This is a genomic window from Paenibacillus sp. IHB B 3415 (genome assembly GCF_000802655.2).
Lineage (GTDB): Bacteria > Bacillota > Bacilli > Paenibacillales > Paenibacillaceae > Paenibacillus_AQ > Paenibacillus_AQ phytohabitans.
The window spans coordinates 24,060-44,650 of record NZ_JUEI01000074.1; the positions used below are offsets into that span (position 1 = coordinate 24,060).

Below are 20,591 nucleotides of genomic sequence, written 5' to 3' on the forward strand. Positions count from 1 at the left end.
GGGATAAGTAATGAAGATAGCAATTGTAACTCCTTGGTTTACTGACAGCATATCCGGGGGCGCAGAACGGTTTGCGGGTGGAATTGCTAACAGCTTAATAGAAGCTGGATGCGATGTTGAGTTACTAACTACCTGTGGAAAGGACTCTTTTTGGGATTGGGGGGAGGATTTTTACGAAGAAGGAGTTTATGAAATAAATGGATTATCAGTGCGTAGATTTGAATTGCGAAAAAGAAATAAGAAGAAATATGAAGAAATATTAGTAAAGATAATTAATAAAGAACAGATTTTATATACAGAAGAAATGCAATTGTTGCACGAAACAGTGAATAGTGATTCTATGTATGACTTTATAGCTGAAAATAGAGAAGAATATATATTTTTATTCATCCCGTATTTGTTTGGAACGTCATACTGGGGGAGTAAAATTGCACCTGAAAGGAGTTTCTTAATTCCTTGTCTGCATGATGAGGATATGGCGTACTTAGAGTCTATAGGTCATATGTTTAATAGAGTAAAAGGAGTTTTATTTAATACTGTTGAAGAACAGGAACTGACGAAAAAACTCTATGATTTTGACACTTCTAATTCTGTAGTTTCGGGTGGAGGAGTAGAGGTTAAACATATTCCTAAAAGTGCAGCTTTTCGTGAAAAATATAGCGTTGATTATGATTACTTTATATACGTAGGTAGATTAGTAGGCGGGAAAAACGTGCCTCAAATGATTGAACAATTTAATAAATACTATGAAGAGAATAAAAATGTAAAGCTTTTAATAGTGGGTAAGGGTGAAGAACAAATAGTTGAGACTATTAGAAAATCATCAGGAATTATTCACATGGGGGAACTTAACGATGAAGATAAGTTCAATGCAATTGCTGGCAGCATAGCATTGATGCAACCTTCATTAATGGAGAGTTTTTCAATAGTAATCATGGAAAGCTGGCTATGCGGTACCCCAGTTATTGTGAATGGATACTGTGAAGTAACCAAAGGACATTGTGATCGGAGTGAAGGTGGACTTTACTATAAAGATTATGACTCTTTTAAAACAGTTTTAAACGAACTTCTTGCGTCAAAAGAAGAGGCGGAACTAATGGGTCAGAGAGGGAAAAACTATGTTGAGAAGGAATATACATGGGAAATGACAGCTGAACGGATTATAGATTTTCTAAGTGTGAGAGGATTTAGTAAGGAGGTACTGCTAAAATGAGAGTATTAATAGATATTCAAACTCTTTTTACGGATGAAAAAAAAAGAGGCATTGGTATATACACTTATAATTGGATTAAAAGTTTAATTAAACTAAGTAATACCGATAGGTTTTACTTAATGAGGAAAGTTTCTGATAAATGGTATTTTACGTTTATATCTAATTCCCTTAATTTTGATGAAAGGATTAATGAAATGAGGTTTTGGCATCCTCAGGAATTAGAAGATTTTATAGAACAAAAAGAAATAGATATTATACATTTTACAAGTCCGTATATGTTTGATATAGAAGTTCCTAGGGTGACGAATCCAAGAGTGAAAAAATCCTATTTAGTTTATGATTTGATACCATTGGTTATGAAACAGGAGTATTACTTAAAGTGGCCCAAAAATATACAATCACTTTACGATGAAAGATCTGAGAGAATAAAAGAATCAGATATCATCTTAACAATATCAGAAGCATCTAAACAAGACCTTGTTAAGTTTTTGAATATAGATTCAGATAAAATTAAAGTAATCTTTGCCTCTACTAATGAAGAATTATTCAATCCCAAATCATATGTTAAACAATTAAATTTATTAAAAGAGTTGAATATAAATTCTTCTTTTGTATACTCTTTAACTGGATATGATCCGAGAAAAAATAATAAGGGTTTAATCAGTGCATTTTCACAAGTAGCTAAGGTTAATGAAAATATTATATTAGTGATTGGTGGTATTAAGCGTTCTGAAGAACAAAAGGAGCTTGTGGAATATGCTGAAAGTAGAGGATTAAGTAAAGAAAGGTTGGTTTTATTAGGGTATGTTTCGGAAGAAGCCTTAGTTGAACTATACCAAGGTTGTGAAGTTTTCGTATTTCCATCTCTCTATGAAGGATTTGGTTTGCCTGTCTTAGAAGCAATGAGATGTGGAACTGCAGTAATTACAAGCAACCGATCTTCACTGCCAGAGATTGCAGGAGATGCTACATTACTGGTAGATCCTCTTAATGAACAAGATTTGGAACGTGAACTCAAAAAAATAATTTTTGATAGTACTTTGCGAAATGAATTGACCGAAAAAGGATTACGACAAGCTACAAATTTTTCATGGAGTAACGTGGTTACAAAGAGCATGGAGCACTTTCGTGACGTGTTTTTTTGGAATAATAATGTCCTACATCATATAAATAATGATAAACCTCGATTAGCGTATTTTAGCCCACTTAATCCTCAAGTTTCCGGAATCTCAGACTACAGTGAAGAGCTTTTATTATACTTGAAAGATTATTATGATGTTACTATTTTTGTGAAAGGTTACAAACCCTCTAACACTATTATTAACGGATTGTTTGAAGTGATCGATATTGATCGTGATAAAGTTGATTTGGAGAGTTTTGAAAAAAGAATTTATCACATAGGGAATAATGAGTATCATGAGTGGATTATAAAAACATTAGAGAAGTATCCTGGATTTATAGTTTTACATGATTTTAATTTATTTGGATATTATGTTTATTCCACTTATCTTAAGGGAGATAAGGATAAGTTTATTCAAGAAATGATTTATAATAGCGGGGAACAAGCGCAAGGTGCAATTAAGTCAATGATAGAATCAAATATCATACCAGAAAGTCAACAATTTCCGCTAAGTAATAAAGTCGTTGATTTGAGTAGTGGTGTTATTGTTCATAGCAATTGGGTTAAGAAATCTCTGCTTATTAACAATGATTTCAAGGGTCCGATAGAAGTGATTCCACTTGGAACTATTTTTGAGAACTCTGAGGAGAAAGTGTCCACAAGAGAAAAGCGTAAGTACAACAGTGAGTTTAAAATAGGCGTGTTTGGAAATGTAATTCCTAACAAAAGAATTGATGTTATTATAAAAACTTTATACAGACTTGTTGAAACAAATCCTGAAGTTCAATTAAATATTATAGGATATGTAGAGGATAACTATAAAAAAGAATTGAATAGTTTGATAGAGAGACTAAATCTCAAAAAGAAAATTTCGTTTATTAATGCTCCTAATATTGAAGACTTCAAAAGATATATTAAAGAAAGTGATTTGTGCGTAAATTTAAGATGGCCGACTATGGGAGAAACTTCTGCTACCCTTGTTCGAGCGTTAAGTTATGGGGTACCATGTATAGTTTCTTGTACCGGATCCTACACGGAGTTTCCAGATAATTGTGTGTGGAAAGTTGATGTGGATCAATACGAAGAAGAATTACTATTAGCGTATTTGTTGGAAGTTTGCAATAACCCAACTGTTTTAGCAGAGATGAGTAATAATGCTATAGAATATATAAAAAATCATTGTGATTTTAATATCATTTCTGCTAAATATCAATCTCTGATTAAATAATCTAATTAACTCAACTTTCGCAGCTCAAATCTCCAAACAAAGCTTTGATATAGCTGGGTAAACCGGAGATCCATTCCTGTAGTTGACAAAAAACAGCTGTTTTGTTCTTCTTGGTTTTCGCCTGGGACATTTCGAGAAACTGATTTTTTCTTACGCACTCAAGGGTTTAAGCCATTTTTCTAGGTGCGAAAGTTGAGTAATTATTTGTTTTTTGGTTTATTTAATTATTTTGTCTGCAAAAGATGTTTTTTTGTGGAAAATTATTATAGTAAAAATCTTAAGGATACATTTATTGTATCCTTTTTTGGGGGTTATCATAGTAGTTACCCTATACCTCAACTGTAGGATCTCTGTTGTTGTGAAACTAAATTATTGTAGCCTAATTATTTTATGAATAATGGGTAGAAGGGGAAAAATCATGTTATCTAAATTCCGTACTTCTGTTCCTCGTTTTTTTCTTGTATTAACTCTTTTCATTTTTGCTTTTTATTTTTTTAATAAGTTATCTTGGCGAGCAATGCCTAACTCTGACTATGCGAGTATAATATTAGAAGCCCAATCTTTTCTTAAGGGAAATTTTATTTTGAAAAATTGGTCTTTGACTAACATTAGCTTTTATACCACTGACTTACCCTTCTATGTTATAGCTATGTTCTTTGAAGGCTTTACTCCAAAACTCATGCACCATGTGCCAGCTTTAATATATACTCTTATATTAGTACCAACGTTTTTTCTAACTAACTTTTCTAAACTCAGACATGTCTCCAATTGGTCAGGAATCATCTTTGTATTTGTGATTATTTGTTTTCCGTCCATTTTTTATATTAATAATGCTCTTGTGGGTCCTATTCATATTGGTACATTGCTATATCTCCTAATAGCCTTTGTTTGTTTAGAAAAGTATCTGGAAAATGATGAAAAAAATGCATTCTCTCTTTACGTTTTTTTTGCGTTCTTATTACTCGCTTTTATTGGCGATTCATTAGCCTATTATATTGGGGCTATACCTATAATAGTTGTATCCTCTTATTTTATCTTTTTAAAAAAAATGTATATAAAAAAACATATTACTCTAATTATGAATGTAATAATGGCTGTTGTAGTTTCTAAGGGTTTCTCTTTTCTTATCAGTTATTTAAACGGGTTTGAAATATTTGATACGAATATGCGTTTTACAACATATGATAAAGTTGATAATAATCTCTCTTTGGCGGTAGAGGGATTAATCAAATTATTAGGAGCGGATATTTTTAATCATCCTCTATCTTTAACTTCACTATTAACATTGGCTCATCTTTTTGTTGCTTTATTTGTTTTAATGTTACCTTTGAGTTGTCTGAAAAATTGTAAGAATTATCTTGAATCACATGACTATATCTCGTTGCTTCTCTCTGCTTCAATGTATATTTTGATTATTGCATTTATTCTAAGTAACATGGCTATTGATATAAATAGTACGCGATATTTAGTAGCTTTTGTTTTATTTGGTGCTATTGTGATCGGAAGGTCTACTTATTCTCAACTTCGGATTTTTAAGATTAGTTTACCTATTTTAATTTTGATCTATGCAGTTTCTACAACTCAAATCCTACGATCTGAGATTCCTATATCATCTCAGGCTAAGCTCAGTGAATTTTTGATTGCAAATAACTTGAATTATGGCTACTCTTCATTTTGGGCTAGTAACATCGTCACAGTAGAAAGTAATGACAGAGTTAAAGTTCGTGCTATTTCTGAAGTGGAGGGAGAACTGCGTCCATTCAATTGGTTTTCAGAACAAAATTGGTATAAGGAAAATACAACCTTTTTAATCTTAAATGCTGTTGGCTCTAATTTGACTTATAATACTGCAGTTAATCAATTCGGTATACCAAATCAGAATTTATCTTTTGAGGAATATGATATACTTGTATGGAATTACAATATCAGTACAAAACTTATGCCAAAGCCGTAACTATTAAATCATTAAATTATATTAATGGAGGATTTTAAATGGATCTTAGTATTGTAATACCAACGTTTAATGAAAAGGATAACGTAGTTACAATTTCTCATCGAATTATGAAAGCGATGGAAAACACAGGCTCAGAGTACGAAATATTATTTGTGGATGATAGTAAAGATGAAACCCCGCAAGTGCTCGATAATCTATCTAAATTACATCCTCAAATACATTATATACATCGTAAGAATGGAAGAGGCTTAGGTACAGCTGTTGTGGAAGGATTTAATAAATCTACAGGGAATCACATTATAGTTATGGATGCGGATTTACAACATCCGCCAGAACTTTTGCCACTAATCTTTCAAAGATTACAGGAAGGTACTGATCTAATAATTCCAAGTCGTTTTGTTGATGGCGGTTCCGACGGAGGATTAAATGCATTTCGCAAGCTGGTCTCGTGGACAGCAAGGATGATAGGAAGAGTCTCTATAAAGCGTATGCGAAATATCACGGACTGTACAGGAGGCTTCTTCGGACTGAAAAGAGATGTATTAATAGATGCTAATCTTGATCCGATTGGCTGGAAAATTCTTATGGAAGTTTTGGTGAAGGGGAATCACAAAACGGTTCACGAGATTCCTTATTCTTTTGTTTCCAGAGATGCTGGTGAATCTAAAATGAGTGGTAAAGAGCAATTCAACTATCTGCGTCATATTATGAAGCTGATTTGGAGCAGTGAGGAAGATCGGAAATTTTATTTGTTTTGCCTAATTGGTTTTTCTGGAGTATTTGTAAACTTATTTGCTCTCTACATTATGATTGATGTCCTCAATCTAGGACATCTTCGGTCATCTGTAATCGCTTCGCTTATCGCTATGGTTAGTAATTTCGTTCTAAATGATACTTTGACATGGAGAAATATAAACAAAGGTTTATACCGACTCGTTCCAAAAATAACAAAATTTGTGTTGGTTAGCTCTATTGGAATTATAATTACTGCTATATTTGCGCAATTTGCTTCTTGGATAAATATTAATATTATGTTTGGGCAAATGGTTGGTATCGTAGTGGCTACCTTCTGGAATTTTAAAATTAATAATATTTGGACATGGTCAGATAAAGAAGAAGTTTTAACAAAAAAGTATAAAGAAATAGTGGTTAGTCAAGAAAGTGTACAGCTATCTAATAATGCTAGTTAGCATAAAAGGAGCATTGAATGTTTGTGAATTATTTTAAAAGTCGGCGATTTTATATTTCTTTAGCGATTTATTTACTAATATGCTACTTTTATTTTGGTAAAGTTATCCTACATCCTTTTACAATGCATATTGGAAGAGAAGGTGACCCCGAACAGTTTTCTTGGTATTTGGGCTGGTTCTGGGAAGCCCTTTTAAACGGACGGAATCCATTTACAACAACCATGTTGAATTATCCAGAAGGAGTAAACATGATGGCCAATACTTCGGTGTTGGCAGAGGGCTTTTTATTTGGGCCACTCATCCTAATTACTAATACTATATTTGCATATAATTTCATCACCGCACTAAACCTAATCATATCTGCTTTTTTAGGAGAGTGTATTTTAAGAAGGCTGGGTGTAAGACCTTGGCTCTCCACTGCAGGAGGAGTACTCTTTTCTATTATTCCTTATGCAACGGGGCATTTACTAGGACATATAAATTTAACAACTGCAGTAATAGTCTATGCTATTATCTATGTAATCATTAGAGGCGTACAAACCTATGAAATTCGCCCGATTAAGCATGGTTTATTGTTTGCGAGTCTTCTTGCTTTCCAGTTCTATACTTCGAGCGAAATTTTCGCCACATCTTTCTTTGTAGGTGCGATTGTATTTGTTATATTCATGTTTGTAGATAGAACTGGCATGGTATCTTTTCTGCGAAAGATACCTTGGTTGTTTTAAGCAGTTGTAAGCTTTAGTTTGTTTGTCCTTTTGTCTCCAGGACTATATTATCTTTTTTTTGGACCATACTATAACATTCAAGAACAAGGTTATCAGGCAAGGAATGTGTATGTTAGTGACTTACTAAATTTCATAATTCCTACATCTATTGAACAACTTAATGGTGATGTTTTTCATGGAGTGGCTCAAAAATTTACTGGGAATGATTACGAGAATAATGCATATTTGGGTATACCAGTTATAATTTTATGGTTGTTTGCTGTTCAATACACTTGGAATTCAAAATTAACACGTATGTTTTCTGTTGTTTTTGCGATTATTTGTATATTATCAATGGGTTCTAATCTACATGTGTTAGGTTTTTCATCTATTGAACTTCCTTGGAGATTTATTGAATATTTACCTTTGATTAAACACGCTTTGCCATCTCGTCTTATGCTTTATGCTGATATTATATTAGTATTAACTATTATGTTAGCTTATGAGAAATTACTTCGCCTAAAAGAGTCGAAGAAATATTGTTATATTGTAATTCTATGTCTGGTTCTTAATTTTATATTTTGGCTTCCTGTTCAGCCTTTTCCATATACCACGAAACCGGAAATTTTTAAGGATGTGCAGTCTGGTGCTCCAATTTTAAGCCAGATAGACAATGAACCAACTGTGATACTAACAGATACATTTAGTGGGGCCATGCAATTATTGGTGGACACGGGATATAGTTTTCCTGTTTCAAATGTATATGGTTTCGCATCTGCTGATGCTTCCTTAATAAATTATCGTACCTTATTGAATTACAAGAGTGAAAATATAAGTGAAGATTTTATCGCGAGTGCGATTGGCAGATTAAATGTAGGTAAAGTTCTCTATTTACCTGTACATCACCAGATGTCACCAGATGTTATTGAATCATTTAATAAGCTATTAGGAATACCATTAATTGGTGATAATGGTGCTATGCTATGGAGTGTGCCGTTAAATTTATCCTATACCGCTTTTAGCGGGGATATATATGTTCTAGATAAGCAATTTGAGCCTAATTTGAAGTTTGAAGATTGGGCAGGAGAAGCATGGAATGTTAAAGCAAGTAAGCAATCCGTGAATGTGACTTTAAAGGCTCCAGCCTATGAATTAATGCAAAGTGGAATTTCTATTGAAACTACTTACGATGATCATTCTTCAGTTATTAAACTAGGACCGGGAGAGTCAAAAACAATTACCATCTCAAATGAATCCGTAAAATTTCGCGCCTTGAAAACATTTATACCTGACGAGATCATTGGTAATAACGATACTCGTAAGCTAAGTTGTTTGATTCAATTAGATATTATAAAATAAATATTACTTGAGTTTATAAGTATATCAATGTTTTACAATAATAAAGGGGAGGAGCAAGTACATGAAAGGCATAATCCTAGCCGGAGGAACAGGCTCTCGCCTTTATCCTCTGACCAAAGTAACCAATAAGCATTTGCTCCCTGTAGGAAAATACCCAATGATCTTTCACTCTATATATAAGCTCAAACAGGCCGGTGTTCATGACATCCTTATTGTCACTGGTAAGGAGCACATGGGTGACGTAGTCAACTTATTAGGAAGCGGAAGCACAATGCACGTCACATTTACCTATAAGGTCCAAGATGAGGCTGGCGGCATAGCACAAGCTCTTGGGTTGGCTGATCAGTTCGTCGGTCAGGATCAATGTGTTGTCATTCTTGGGGACAATGTATTTGAAGGGGATATGACTCCGTATATCCAGAACTTTCGGACGCAAGGGAATGGAGCCAAAATATTAATCCAAAAGGTTTCTGATCCCCAACGCTTCGGTGTGCCAGAACTGCAAGATGACAAGATTATTTCTATTGAGGAAAAACCTCAAATTCCAAAGAGCAGTTATGCAGTAACCGGCATATATATGTTTGACAGTAAGGTTTTTCAAATTATCAAGACGCTCACCCCTTCTAAACGTGGAGAGCTTGAAATAACGGATGTAAACAATGCATATATTCTAAGGAATGAACTCACCTACGATGTTCTAAATGGTTGGTGGACTGATGCGGGTACACACGCATCGCTGGCCAGAGCGAATGAATTGGCGCAGAATATTGTTTTTGAGGAAGAGTTCGGTAAGCTGAAACTATAGATATGAGGAGGAGCTCCAGTATGAATGTCACTCCTTTAAAACTTCAAGGCGCAAGCCTACTTGAACCGGTGGTCCATGGCGACAACCGGGGTTTTTTTATGGAGAGTTATAACGAAGAAATCATGCATAAGGCTGGGGTGAACTTTAACTTCATCCAAGACAATCAATCTCTCTCGGCAGAGGTTGGCGTACTTCGGGGACTTCACTACCAGTTGAATCCTAAAGCACAGACCAAGCTCATTCGTGTACTTAACGGGGCTATCTATGATGTGATTCTTGATGTACGCCGCAATTCCCCCACATTTGGACAATGGGTCGGTGTTATTCTCAGCGAACATAACAAGCGTCAGCTACTCGTGCCTAAGGGCTTCGCCCACGGATTCTGCACGCTCGTACCCAACACCCAAGTGCTGTACAAAGTGGACGAATATTATTCCCCTGAGCATGACCGTGGCATACTATGGAATGATCCGGCGCTGGGGATTGACTGGCCGGCAACGAATCCGGTGTTGTCTGACAAAGATCAGCGGCACCCGCTTCTAAAGGATGCAGAACTGAACTTTGAAGTGTAAGTTATATTTGATTTATAGGTATTATTGATAACCCCTTACCTCGCGGAGTTGGAGCGCTTCAATCATCATTACTAGTAAAAGGTGGGCTACAAATGAAACTCCTCATTACCGGCGGAGCCGGCTTCATCGGCAGCAACTTCGTAATTTATATGCTGCAGCAACATCCTGATTACCAGATCGTCAACGTAGATGCGTTGACTTACGCAGGGAATCTTGAGAACTTAAAATCAATCGAGAATCATCCGAACTATACATTTGTCAAAGCGGACATTACCGATGTAGCGGCGATGGATGCGCTGATCGGCGACGGTGTGGATGTCGTGGTTAACTTTGCCGCAGAGTCGCACGTGGACCGGAGTATTCTGGAGCCGGAAGTATTTGTGAAGACGAATGTGCTGGGTACTCAAGTACTGCTGGATGCAGCTAAGAAATACAGTATAACTAAATTCGTGCAAGTATCCACGGATGAAGTCTATGGATCGCTTGGCGCTACTGGCCTGTTCACTGAAGAAACACCGCTTACGCCGAACAGCCCTTATTCCGCGAGCAAAGCGGGCGGTGATTTGCTGGTGCGTGCGTATCACGAGACATTCGGATTGCCGGTTAACATTACGCGCTGCTCCAATAACTACGGTCCTTATCAGTTCCCGGAGAAGCTGATTCCGCTGATGATCTCCCGTGCGCTGGCTGATCAGGCACTGCCGGTATATGGTGATGGATTGAATATCCGTGACTGGCTGTATGTTGAGGACCACTGCAGTGCAATTGATCTGGTTATTCATGAAGGTGTTAACGGTGAAGTGTACAACATCGGCGGCAATAATGAGCGGACGAATGTACACATCGTGAATACCGTACTTCAGGAGCTGGGCAAACCGGACTCGCTGATTTCGTATGTTCAGGACCGTCCTGGACATGACCGCCGTTACGGCATAGATCCGACTAAAATTACGAACGAGCTGGGGTGGAAGCCTAAGCACACGTTCGAAACTGGCATTAAAGAAACCATTCAGTGGTACCTGAATAACAAGGAATGGTGGACCCGCATTCAGTCGGGAGAATACCAGAAGTATGCCGCACTCCAGTACGGCAGCCGTCTGGGGGATTCACTCTAATGGCGAAAATGAAAGTGTTCGTTACAGGTTCGGGAGGACAGCTGGGGCAAGATCTTATGCTCTTGCTTCAAGGTCAGGATTATGAGGTTCTGGGCTGTGACCGTCAGGAGATGGATATTACTGATCTGGACCAGTGCCTGGAGGTTATCGGCGCGTTTGCTCCTGATGCTGTCATTCATTGTGCGGCCCATACAGCGGTTGATGTGGCAGAGACCGATGTTGACGCAGCGTATCTGATTAATGCTATCGGAAGCCGAAATGTCGCTCTTGCCGCAGAGAAGGCTGGAGCTAAGCTGGTCTATATCAGCACGGATTATGTGTTCGATGGTATGGGTGTAGAGCCTTATCATGAATATGATAATACAGATCCTAAGAGTATCTACGGTAAGTCTAAACGGGCTGGAGAGATCCTGGTCCAGTCTTTATCGTCTAAATTCTTTATCGTACGTACCTCTTGGGTCTATGGAAAATACGGCAATAACTTTGTGAAAACCATGCTGAAGCTGGGGCAGGAAAAGCCGCTACTGCAGGTTGTAGATGACCAGAAGGGCTCACCTACCTATACGGTGGACTTGGCAAGATTCTTGCTTGAGCTTATCCAGACTGAAAAGTATGGCGTATATCATGCTTCGAATAGTGATTCTTGTACATGGTATGAATTCACCCAGGCCATCTTTGCGGAAGCAGAGGATATCTTGGGAGTGAAGTTTACTGCGAAGCTTGAGCCGTGTGCTACCGAACAGTTTCCACGTCCAGCGCCGCGCCCGCGCAACTCGGTGATGGAGCATCTGGCCATCCGTACCAACGGGTTCCAGGACATCCGCCCATGGCGGGAAGGTCTAAGAGACTTTTTGCTGGAGCTGAAGTAACCACTGGCGCGGGATTTGCAGAAATAACTAACTAACTAACTATATAAGACGCACTAAAAAAATAAACAAAAAGCGAAAAAAGCGGAGGGGAAATTTGGAACTGTAGGAGCGGTAGCGACCGCCTTTGTCACCGGATTTCTACCGCGAATAGCGGTTCAAATCAAGAAATCTGGGGACAACAGCGGCCGGAAGTCCAAATGTTCACCGCAGTGACGACTAAGCTTCAAGTTCAAATCAAAAGTGCGTCTTATATAGCAACAAATGAAACTCCTGATCGCTTATGCGGTAAGGAGTTTTTAGCTGTCTTAGACAATATAGCAATAGGGGTGAACCACAAACTGTAGGAGCGGTAGCGACCGCCTTTGTCACCGGATTTCTACCGCGAATAGCGGTTCAAATCAAGAAATCTGGGGACAACAGCGGCCGGAAGTCCAAATGTTCACCGCAGTGACGACTAAGCTTCAAGTTCAAATCAAAAGTGCGTCTTATATAGCAACAAATGAAACTCCTGATCGCTTATGCGGTAAGGAGTTTTTAGCTGTCTTAGACAATATAGCAATAGGGGTGAACCACAATAACTATGTAACTAACATTACCATCTATTATGCTTAACATAGCCTGTCAACCTTATTTTCGCTATAATAGATATAGATTTCCCAATAAATAACCAGGAATTCGAGGTCACCTATGAACCCTAAAACAGTCAGTGTACATATCGTTACCTATAACAGCGCAGATGACATTATTGAATGCTTGTCGGCTGTATTATCTCAGGATTATCCGGTCAAAAAAATTGTCATAGTGGACAACGCTTCAACGGATGGTTCCGCGGATAAAGTCAGAGCGTTTTATAACCAGCTACATTCATACTCAACTAAAGTAGTCTCAGCGGACTCTCAGGCACCCAGCTCTGCAGGTAGCAGTACCCGGACACCTTCACTTGTCTTACTTGAGAATGAACATAACACCGGCTTTGCCCCCGCACACAATCAGGCTATTGCCGGTACAAATACAGATTATGTACTGGTGCTGAATCCCGATCTTACATTGGCTCCGGATTATATATCCAGACTAGTCGCCTGCTTTGAAGCTAATCCCCGGATCGGCAGTGCCACAGGCAAGCTACTGCTTAGGGCGGACCACTCACTTGTGGACAGTGCAGGGCTGCGGATGAATAAAGCCCGGAGGGCGTTTGACCGCGGAGCGGGTGAGTCTGCTGACTTGTGGAATGAGTCTGGGGTTGTATTCGGTGTATCCGGTGCGGCGGCGATGTACTCCCGGCGGATGATTGAGGATATCAGCGTCGAAGGCGAGTTTTTTGATGCGGACTTTTTTGCCTATAAGGAAGATGTGGATGTAGCCTGGCGCGCCGGGTTGTTTGGGTGGCAGGCCTACTATGATGCGGAAGCTATAGGCTACCACGAACGGGGCTGGAAAACATCCGGACGGAGCGGCAAGGCGATGTTCATCAAGCGGATTTCTTATATCAACCGCTATAAAATGATCTATAAGAACGAGTCCTCCCGCAGGATGCTGCTTACCCTTATCTATTCTCTGCCTTACGAAATCGCCGCACATGGCTACTCGTTATTGAAGGAACCTAAGTTAATGGGAGCCTGGTCATCCTTCTTCGAACAGAGGACTGCTCTGAAGCGCAAGCGCCGTTATATTCAGGAGAAAACTAAGCGTCAGGGATTATGAAGCGAAACGAGAGAGAACTCAACCGATTGTGAAAAAGATTCTTCTATTCCCCGGATTTCCGTCAGCTATTTAGATTGAACTTAAAAATAAATGGACAGGGAAAAGTGGCGGAGGAGAATTTTGGAACTGTAGGAGCGATAGCGTCCGCCTTTGTCTGCGGATTTCCACCGCGAACAGCGGTGAAAATCAAGAAATCTGCAGACAACAGCGGCCGGAGGGCCAAACATTCTTTGGAGTCACGGCAATCCGATAATAGAAAAAATACAAGTTCAATCTTATAGCACTGTTCCTCCCACATTATCCTCACACTTGTAAAAACCTCCCTGAACAGGCTGCGCCTATCAAGGAGGTTTTTGTGTTATAATAATTGTCGATAGATTACTATATTTGTCAGGAGAGTATAGCAGTGAATGTAGATGTTAGTATAATCATTCTAAATTACAACACATGCCGCCTGACGATGGACTGTCTGAGGTCGGTATATGATTCCGAGACCCGCTACTCCTATGAAATTATTTTAATAGATAATAACTCCCATGATCACTCGGTAGAGACGATAAGCAAGGAATTCCCGGATGTGCTGCTAATTGCGAATTCAGAGAATGTAGGGTTTGCCAAGGGTAATAATCAGGGGATGGAAGCGGCCTCCGGGCGCTATGTGCTCCTGCTCAACTCCGATACGGTGGTGCGTAAGGATACGCTGGAGACGATGGTTGCTTTTATGGACAGCCGTCCGGATCTTGGCGCGTCTGGCTGCAAGGTGATACTGCCGGATGGTTCGCTGGATAAGGCCTGCAAAAGAGGATTCCCGACACCATCCGCTTCCTTCTATTATGCTTTTGGCTTCAGTAAGCTGTTCCCGGACCGACCAAGGTTCAACGGCTATCAGCTGGGCTATCTGGACCCCGATGACTCCTACCCGGTAGATTGTCTGGTTGGAGCGTTCATGCTGCTGCGGCGGGAGACCATCGAGCAGGTGGGCGGCCTGGATGAGACGTTCTTTATGTATGGAGAGGATCTGGACTGGTGTTACCGGATCAAAGCGGCCGGCTGGGGGATTTATTACTATCCGCAGACATCGATCGTGCATCTCAAAGGTGGCAGTGCGCGCCGCAGACCGTTTAAGATCGTGTACGAATTTCACCGGGCTATGATTTTATTCCATAAGAAGCATTATAGCAGGCGGTACAACAGTATGATAAACGGAGCGGTATATGCGGGAGTCGGCGTCAAGTTCACGCTTTCGCTGCTGCGCAATGCGCTGATTGCTCCACGCAAGGTTCCAACACCAGCACAGAGTCTGACTGTCCCCGGGGAAGCCGGTTTACGCAATGAATCGAATGCTGAGGTGAGATTATGATCCGCCGTAATCAAAAGTTTCTAACACAGTTATACATGGTTGCCGATTTCCTGGTCATTCAAGTGGCCTTCCTGGCTGCCTGGTGGCTGAAGTTCAAAAGCGGTTTGCTGGAATCCTACAGGACTCTTCCTGTAGAGTCTTATGCTTACTGGAGTATTATCTACGGAGCCATCGCTATTCTGATCGGAATTGTGCTTCAATTGTATTTGCCGAAGCGCAAGAAACGGTTCATTGACGAATTCATCAAAATCTTTCAGGTTCACGCCATGGGTATCTTCATTCTGCTCGGCCTGATGTTCTTCCTGAAGGAGATTGACGTCTCCCGTCAATATCTCGCTATATATATGGGCTTCAATATTCTTTCCATTATGCTGTACCGTTATGTGCTGAAGAAGATGCTGAAATCGCTGCGTGAAAAAGGCTTTAACCGCCAGTTTGTGCTGATTCTCGGTGCAGGTACGCTGGGTAAGAGATTCTACAACAATCTGGAGCAGTATCCTGAGTTGGGGTACGAGGCAATCGGCTTCCTGGATGATTTTCATGAATGGGATGGTCTTGAGGAACAACGGTATAAGCCGATTCTCGGCACCGTGGATCAGCTGGAAGGCATGCTGGAGATGCTGCCGGTCGATGAGGTGATTCTGGCGCTTCCGCTGGATGCCCATTCGAAATATCCGACCATTATCGCTACCTGCGAGAAGGCGGGTGTACGGACGCTGATTATCCCTGACTTCTTCGACTACCTGCCGGCCCGTCCTTACTTCGATAACTTCGCGGGGATGCCGATGATTAACGTACGCGACATTCCGCTGGATATGGCCGGGAACAAAATGGCGAAGCGGGCGTTTGATCTGGTGTTTTCCCTATTCGCCATTATTATGCTGTCTCCTGTAATGCTGATTGTAGCGCTGGGTGTGCGCCTAACCTCGCCTGGACCTATTATTTTCAAGCAGGAGCGCGTAGGACTTAACCGCCGTAACTTCATGATGTACAAGTTCCGTTCGATGAAGATGCAGACAGACGGTGAAGTGGATACGGGTTGGAGTACGCGTGAAGATCCGCGCCGCACACGTTTTGGGACCTTTATCCGGCGAACCAGCCTGGATGAGCTGCCGCAATTTTTCAATGTGCTGTTTGGCCAGATGAGTGTGGTCGGTCCGCGTCCGGAGCGCCCGTACTTTGTAGAGCAGTTCCGCGGTGAGATTCCGAAGTATATGGTGAAGCACCATGTGCGTCCGGGGATTACCGGCTGGGCTCAGAGCAACGGCCTGCGCGGGGACACGTCGATTGAGGACCGGATCAAACATGACATTTTCTATATTGAAAACTGGTCACTATTGTTCGACATCCGGATCATCGCCAAAACCATCCGCAACGGCTTCAAGAACGCTTATTAATGGACCGGTCTCATACTATATTATTTCATAGAAACGGTTGCTGCCCCCCTGAGGACGACACAGCCGTTTCTTCTTGTTTTCAGGCCAACTACTCTAACACATGCAAAGGAAACTGCCATCATGGATAGAAAAAAGATTATCGCCTCCGTCATTATGATCGGAGCTATTGCACTCCTGCTTGTACTCACGCTTGGGGGAAAAGAGAAACAGCCGGCTACCGGCTTTGCAGCCCATAGAATTGTAGCACATGCTATGGGAGGGATTCATAACTATACGTATACGAATACACTGGATGCTTTTATCGCTAACTATGAGCAGGGAACCCGGGTTTTTGAGGCGGACCTGCTGCTGACAAGTGATGACAAGCTGGTTGCCCGCCATGAATGGACGGCCAATATGAGCAAGCTGCTGGGCCAGCAGGCGGTTCTTCCTGCCGCGAAGCAAGGGATCGTACTGAACTATGCGGATGTCATGAGCAGTCCGATTCTTGAACTCTACTCCCCGCTGGATATCGAGAAGATTATGGACCTGCTAATGATCTACCCGGATGCTTATATTGTAACGGACACGAAAGAGCTGGAACCGGAACGGGTAACGAAGCAATTTCAGCTTATCGCGGATGCGGCGGAGAAGAGGGACCCCGCCCTGCTGCAGCGGATTGTTCCGCAGATTTACAGCCGGGATATGCTGGATGTGGTGAACCGGGTGTACGCTTTTCCTGAAATGATCTTTACGCTGTATCAGACACAGGATAGTGATGAAGTGGTCATTGATTTCGCCAGTCAAACCGGAGTGGATATCACAATGCCGACGGTAAGAGCTACCAAAAGCTTTGTAAGGAAGCTGAAGAATGCCGGGGCAAGAGTCTATGTGCATACGGTGAATGACGAGAAGGAAATTTCGGAGCTGTCCCGGATGGGAGTCGACGGATTCTATACCGATTTTGTCTCTGAGGACGACTTAAGCAGGATCAAGGGTGTCCGCTAGTAGTTGAACATGCAGGCTTCTGTACATCAAAAATCTTATACTCTAAAAATGCGAAAAAATGTTCGCATTTTTGTTCGCTTTAAATTGACACCCGCCTTCGTACTGACTTAGACTAGAGATACGGCTTTTGCATGTGCAGGAGTATATTTGTTGTTTTGAGATACTGGGAAATAGAGTATTTACTTAGATGAACATTGAGGATGGACGATAATGAATGGAATGCGGCAAATGATCAAGCCGTGGCGGCATGTGTTCAAGCTGGACCCGGACCGGGAGCTTGCTGACAGGGATCTGGCGGCTGTCTGTCTCTCGGGAACCGATGCGATACTGGTAGGCGGCTCCACTGGCGTGACTTATGAGAATACGGTGAGTCTTCTCTCGAGAATCCGGCAGTATGATCTGCCTTGTGCGCTGGAGGTGTCGGATCTGGAAGCCGCTGTGCCCGGTTTTGATCTGTATATGATTCCCATGGTGCTCAACACTGCCGATACTTCATGGATTCTTGGCCATCACCGCCGGGCTATTGAACGATTCGGCAGTCTGATTCCATGGGAATTGCTGCTGACTGAGGGCTATATTGTGCTCAATGGTGATTCATCCGTAGCACGGCTTACAGGGGCAGACCACTCGCTTAGCGCATACGGGGCAGCGGCTTATGCGCAGATTGCGGACAAGCTGATGAATCTGCCGGTGGTTTATCTGGAGTACAGCGGAAGGTTCGGAGATATGGAGACTGTGCGTGAGGTCAGGACAATGGTCGAGCACAGCCAGCTTTTTTATGGAGGCGGTATTACAGGTGAGGAAGAAGCCATGCAGGCAGCTGCTCTATGTGATACAGTAGTGGTCGGCAATATTATTTACTATGATGTGGAGCAGGCGCTGCTGACCGTTCAGGCAGTGAGAAATACGCCGCAGCTGGACCGGGAGAACTTATAAATTTCAAGCTTATATTCAGAAAGGAGCATGTCACACATGCAACTTGTTAACATACACGACGCCGTAAGCCGGCTGAACCCCCCGCAGCGTCAGGCTGTTGAAGCTACCGAAGGGCCTTTATTGATCATGGCCGGAGCGGGCAGCGGTAAGACCCGCGTGCTTACCCACCGGATCGCCTGGCTGATTGCGAACCGCAAGGCACCGCCTTGGGCGATTCTGGCGATTACTTTTACGAACAAGGCCGCCCGCGAGATGCAGGATCGTGTCTCCAAGCTGGTAGGGACGGAGGGCCGGGATATTTGGGTATCCACCTTCCACTCAATGTGTGTGCGGATCCTGCGGAAGGATATTGAGCGAATCGGCTTCACTTCGAACTTCTCCATTCTGGATTCGACGGACCAGTTATCCGTTATCCGCAATTGTATGAAGGATCTGGACATTGATACCAAGAAATTTGAGCCGAAGGCCATTCAGGCTGTGATCAGTACGAACAAGAATGAGCTGATCACACCGGCGCAGTATGAGCAGAAGATTGGCGATTATTTCGAAGGCCTTGTGGCCAAAGTGTATACCAAGTACCAGCAACGGCTGAGAAGCAATAACTCGCTGGATTTTGATGACCTCATCATGAAGACGATCCAATTGTTCAAGGAAGTTCCTGAGGTATTAGATTTCTACCAGAAGAAGTTCAAATACATTCATGTCGATGAGTATCAGGATACGAACCGGGCGCAGTATATGCTCTGCCGGATGCTGGCTGAGGGTCATCACCGGATCTGCGTAGTCGGGGACAGTGACCAGTCGATCTACCGCTGGCGCGGGGCGGATATTTCGAACATCCTTAATTTCGAAGAAGACTATCCGGAAGCCAAAACCATTCTGCTGGAGCAGAATTACCGTTCAACCTCCAATATTCTGAACGCAGCCAATGGTGTTATCGCACTCAATACCGGACGCAAGCCGAAGAAGCTGTGGACCGATTCGGACGAAGGAGCGAAGATCAAGGTGTTCCGCGGTGACTCCGAGCATGATGAGGGATACTTCGTCACCGGAGAGATCAGTAAGAATGTGAAGCAAGGCCAGGCCTACCAGAATCATGCGATTCTGTACCGTACGAACGCCCAGTCCCGTGTAATAGAAGAAATTCTGATCAAATCGGATATACCTTATCAGATCGTTGGCGGGATCAAGTTCTACGACCGCAAAGAAATCAAGGATCTGCTGGCGTATCTGCGCCTGCTCTCCAATCCCGATGATGATATCAGTTTGACGCGGATTATCAATGTTCCCAAGCGTGGCCTCGGGGATACGACTGTCGGTAAATTGGCGGCAGCAGCGGCTTCCCAGGGAGTATCAATCTTCCGGGCGCTGCAGACGGTGGATGATTTGGGTTTTGCCGGCCGGACACGCAATACGCTGGTAGAGTTTTATGATATGATCGAAGCCCTGCACCGCATGGTGGAATTCCTCTCGGTGACCGAGCTGACAGAGAAGATTCTTGAACTGTCCCAGTACCGCCATGAGCTGCAGAATGAGAATACCCTTGAATCCCGCTCCCGCCTGGAAAATATCGACGAATTCCTGTCCGTAACGATGGAATTCGAGAAGAACAACGAGGATAAGTCGCTGGTCTCCTTCCTGACGGATCTCGCGCTGATTGCCGACATTGACAGCGTGAATGACGAAGAAGAGCGCAGCGATGCTGTCGTGCTGATGACGATGCACAGCGCGAAGGGTCTGGAGTTCCCGACCGTCTTCATTATCGGGATGGAAGAGGGCGTGTTTCCGCACAGCCGTGCCTTCCAGGACAATGACGAACTGGAAGAAGAACGCCGGCTGGCGTATGTGGGCATTACCCGTGCGGAGAAGCAGCTGTTCCTCAGCTGTGCACGGATGCGCACGCTGTTCGGGCGGACGACCGCGAATGCGCCGTCCCGCTTCCTGGAGGAGATTCCGGAGGAGCTGAAGGAAGACACCGTGAAGGAATCGGACCGCTTCCGCCGCGGAGGCGCGGAGGTTGGCGGTGCTTATGGCGGCCGCGGCTTCGGCGGAGGCGGAGGCAGCCGCGGGAACTTCGGCAG

Annotated in this window: 16 protein-coding genes; all 16 read left to right on the forward strand. The window is 42.3% G+C overall.

Features of this window, described 5'->3' with window-relative positions:
• The first annotated feature begins 10 nt into the window (after positions 1–10).
• On the forward strand, positions 11–1,213 hold the full coding sequence (locus QW71_RS27925) for a glycosyltransferase family 4 protein (RefSeq protein WP_039307119.1): 1,203 nt from the start codon (positions 11–13) through the stop codon (positions 1,211–1,213).
• Positions 1,210–3,561, forward strand: coding sequence for a glycosyltransferase (locus tag QW71_RS27930; protein WP_039307121.1), 2,352 nt, complete (start codon positions 1,210–1,212; stop codon positions 3,559–3,561). Before QW71_RS27925 ends, QW71_RS27930 begins: the two co-directional genes overlap by 4 nt.
• Before the next feature lie 418 nt (positions 3,562–3,979).
• A complete protein-coding gene (locus QW71_RS27935; RefSeq protein ID WP_039307123.1) occupies positions 3,980–5,515 on the forward strand; it encodes a hypothetical protein in 1,536 nt (511 codons plus the stop codon).
• Between the two features lie 38 nt (positions 5,516–5,553).
• Positions 5,554–6,705, forward strand: a complete 1,152-nt coding sequence (locus QW71_RS27940) for a glycosyltransferase family 2 protein (protein WP_039307125.1) — start codon at positions 5,554–5,556, stop codon at positions 6,703–6,705.
• 23 nt (positions 6,706–6,728) lie between these two features.
• Positions 6,729–7,430 carry a hypothetical protein gene (locus QW71_RS27945; protein ID WP_152679876.1) on the forward strand — a complete coding sequence of 234 codons (702 nt, stop codon included), beginning with the start codon at positions 6,729–6,731 and terminating at the stop codon, positions 7,428–7,430.
• Positions 7,431–7,535: 105 nt separating this feature from the next.
• Positions 7,536–8,768, forward strand: a complete 1,233-nt coding sequence (locus tag QW71_RS27950; RefSeq protein ID WP_152679877.1) for a hypothetical protein — start codon at positions 7,536–7,538, stop codon at positions 8,766–8,768.
• Between the two features lie 61 nt (positions 8,769–8,829).
• Complete coding sequence (locus tag QW71_RS27955) at positions 8,830–9,573, forward strand: sugar phosphate nucleotidyltransferase (RefSeq protein WP_039307132.1); 744 nt, start codon at positions 8,830–8,832, stop codon at positions 9,571–9,573.
• A gap of 20 nt (positions 9,574–9,593) precedes the next feature.
• A complete protein-coding gene (gene rfbC, locus QW71_RS27960) occupies positions 9,594–10,145 on the forward strand; it encodes a dTDP-4-dehydrorhamnose 3,5-epimerase (protein WP_039307134.1) in 552 nt (183 codons plus the stop codon).
• Positions 10,146–10,237: 92 nt separating this feature from the next.
• Positions 10,238–11,260: a dTDP-glucose 4,6-dehydratase gene (rfbB, locus tag QW71_RS27965; RefSeq protein WP_039307136.1), complete on the forward strand. Its 1,023-nt coding sequence runs from the start codon at positions 10,238–10,240 to the stop codon at positions 11,258–11,260.
• Positions 11,261–11,268: 8 nt separating this feature from the next.
• Positions 11,269–12,129 carry a dTDP-4-dehydrorhamnose reductase gene (gene rfbD / locus QW71_RS27970; protein ID WP_039307153.1) on the forward strand — a complete coding sequence of 287 codons (861 nt, stop codon included), beginning with the start codon at positions 11,269–11,271 and terminating at the stop codon, positions 12,127–12,129.
• Between the two features lie 687 nt (positions 12,130–12,816).
• Positions 12,817–13,830, forward strand: coding sequence for a glycosyltransferase family 2 protein (locus QW71_RS27975; protein ID WP_039307138.1), 1,014 nt, complete (start codon positions 12,817–12,819; stop codon positions 13,828–13,830).
• 460 nt (positions 13,831–14,290) lie between these two features.
• Positions 14,291–15,190 (forward strand): glycosyltransferase family 2 protein, encoded by a 900-nt coding sequence (locus QW71_RS27985; protein WP_047014025.1) that lies wholly within the window; start codon positions 14,291–14,293, stop codon positions 15,188–15,190.
• Positions 15,187–16,587, forward strand: coding sequence for an undecaprenyl-phosphate glucose phosphotransferase (locus tag QW71_RS27990; RefSeq protein ID WP_039307143.1), 1,401 nt, complete (start codon positions 15,187–15,189; stop codon positions 16,585–16,587). The genes QW71_RS27985 and QW71_RS27990 overlap by 4 nt, the downstream gene beginning before the upstream one ends.
• A gap of 120 nt (positions 16,588–16,707) precedes the next feature.
• On the forward strand, positions 16,708–17,574 hold the full coding sequence (locus QW71_RS27995; RefSeq protein ID WP_039307145.1) for a phosphatidylinositol-specific phospholipase C/glycerophosphodiester phosphodiesterase family protein: 867 nt from the start codon (positions 16,708–16,710) through the stop codon (positions 17,572–17,574).
• A 219-nt stretch (positions 17,575–17,793) separates the two neighbouring features.
• Positions 17,794–18,510, forward strand: coding sequence for a heptaprenylglyceryl phosphate synthase (locus tag QW71_RS28000; RefSeq protein ID WP_039307155.1), 717 nt, complete (start codon positions 17,794–17,796; stop codon positions 18,508–18,510).
• 36 nt (positions 18,511–18,546) lie between these two features.
• Positions 18,547–20,591: DNA helicase PcrA (gene pcrA, locus QW71_RS28005; protein ID WP_039307147.1), on the forward strand; the 2,045-nt coding region annotated here is incomplete at its 3' end.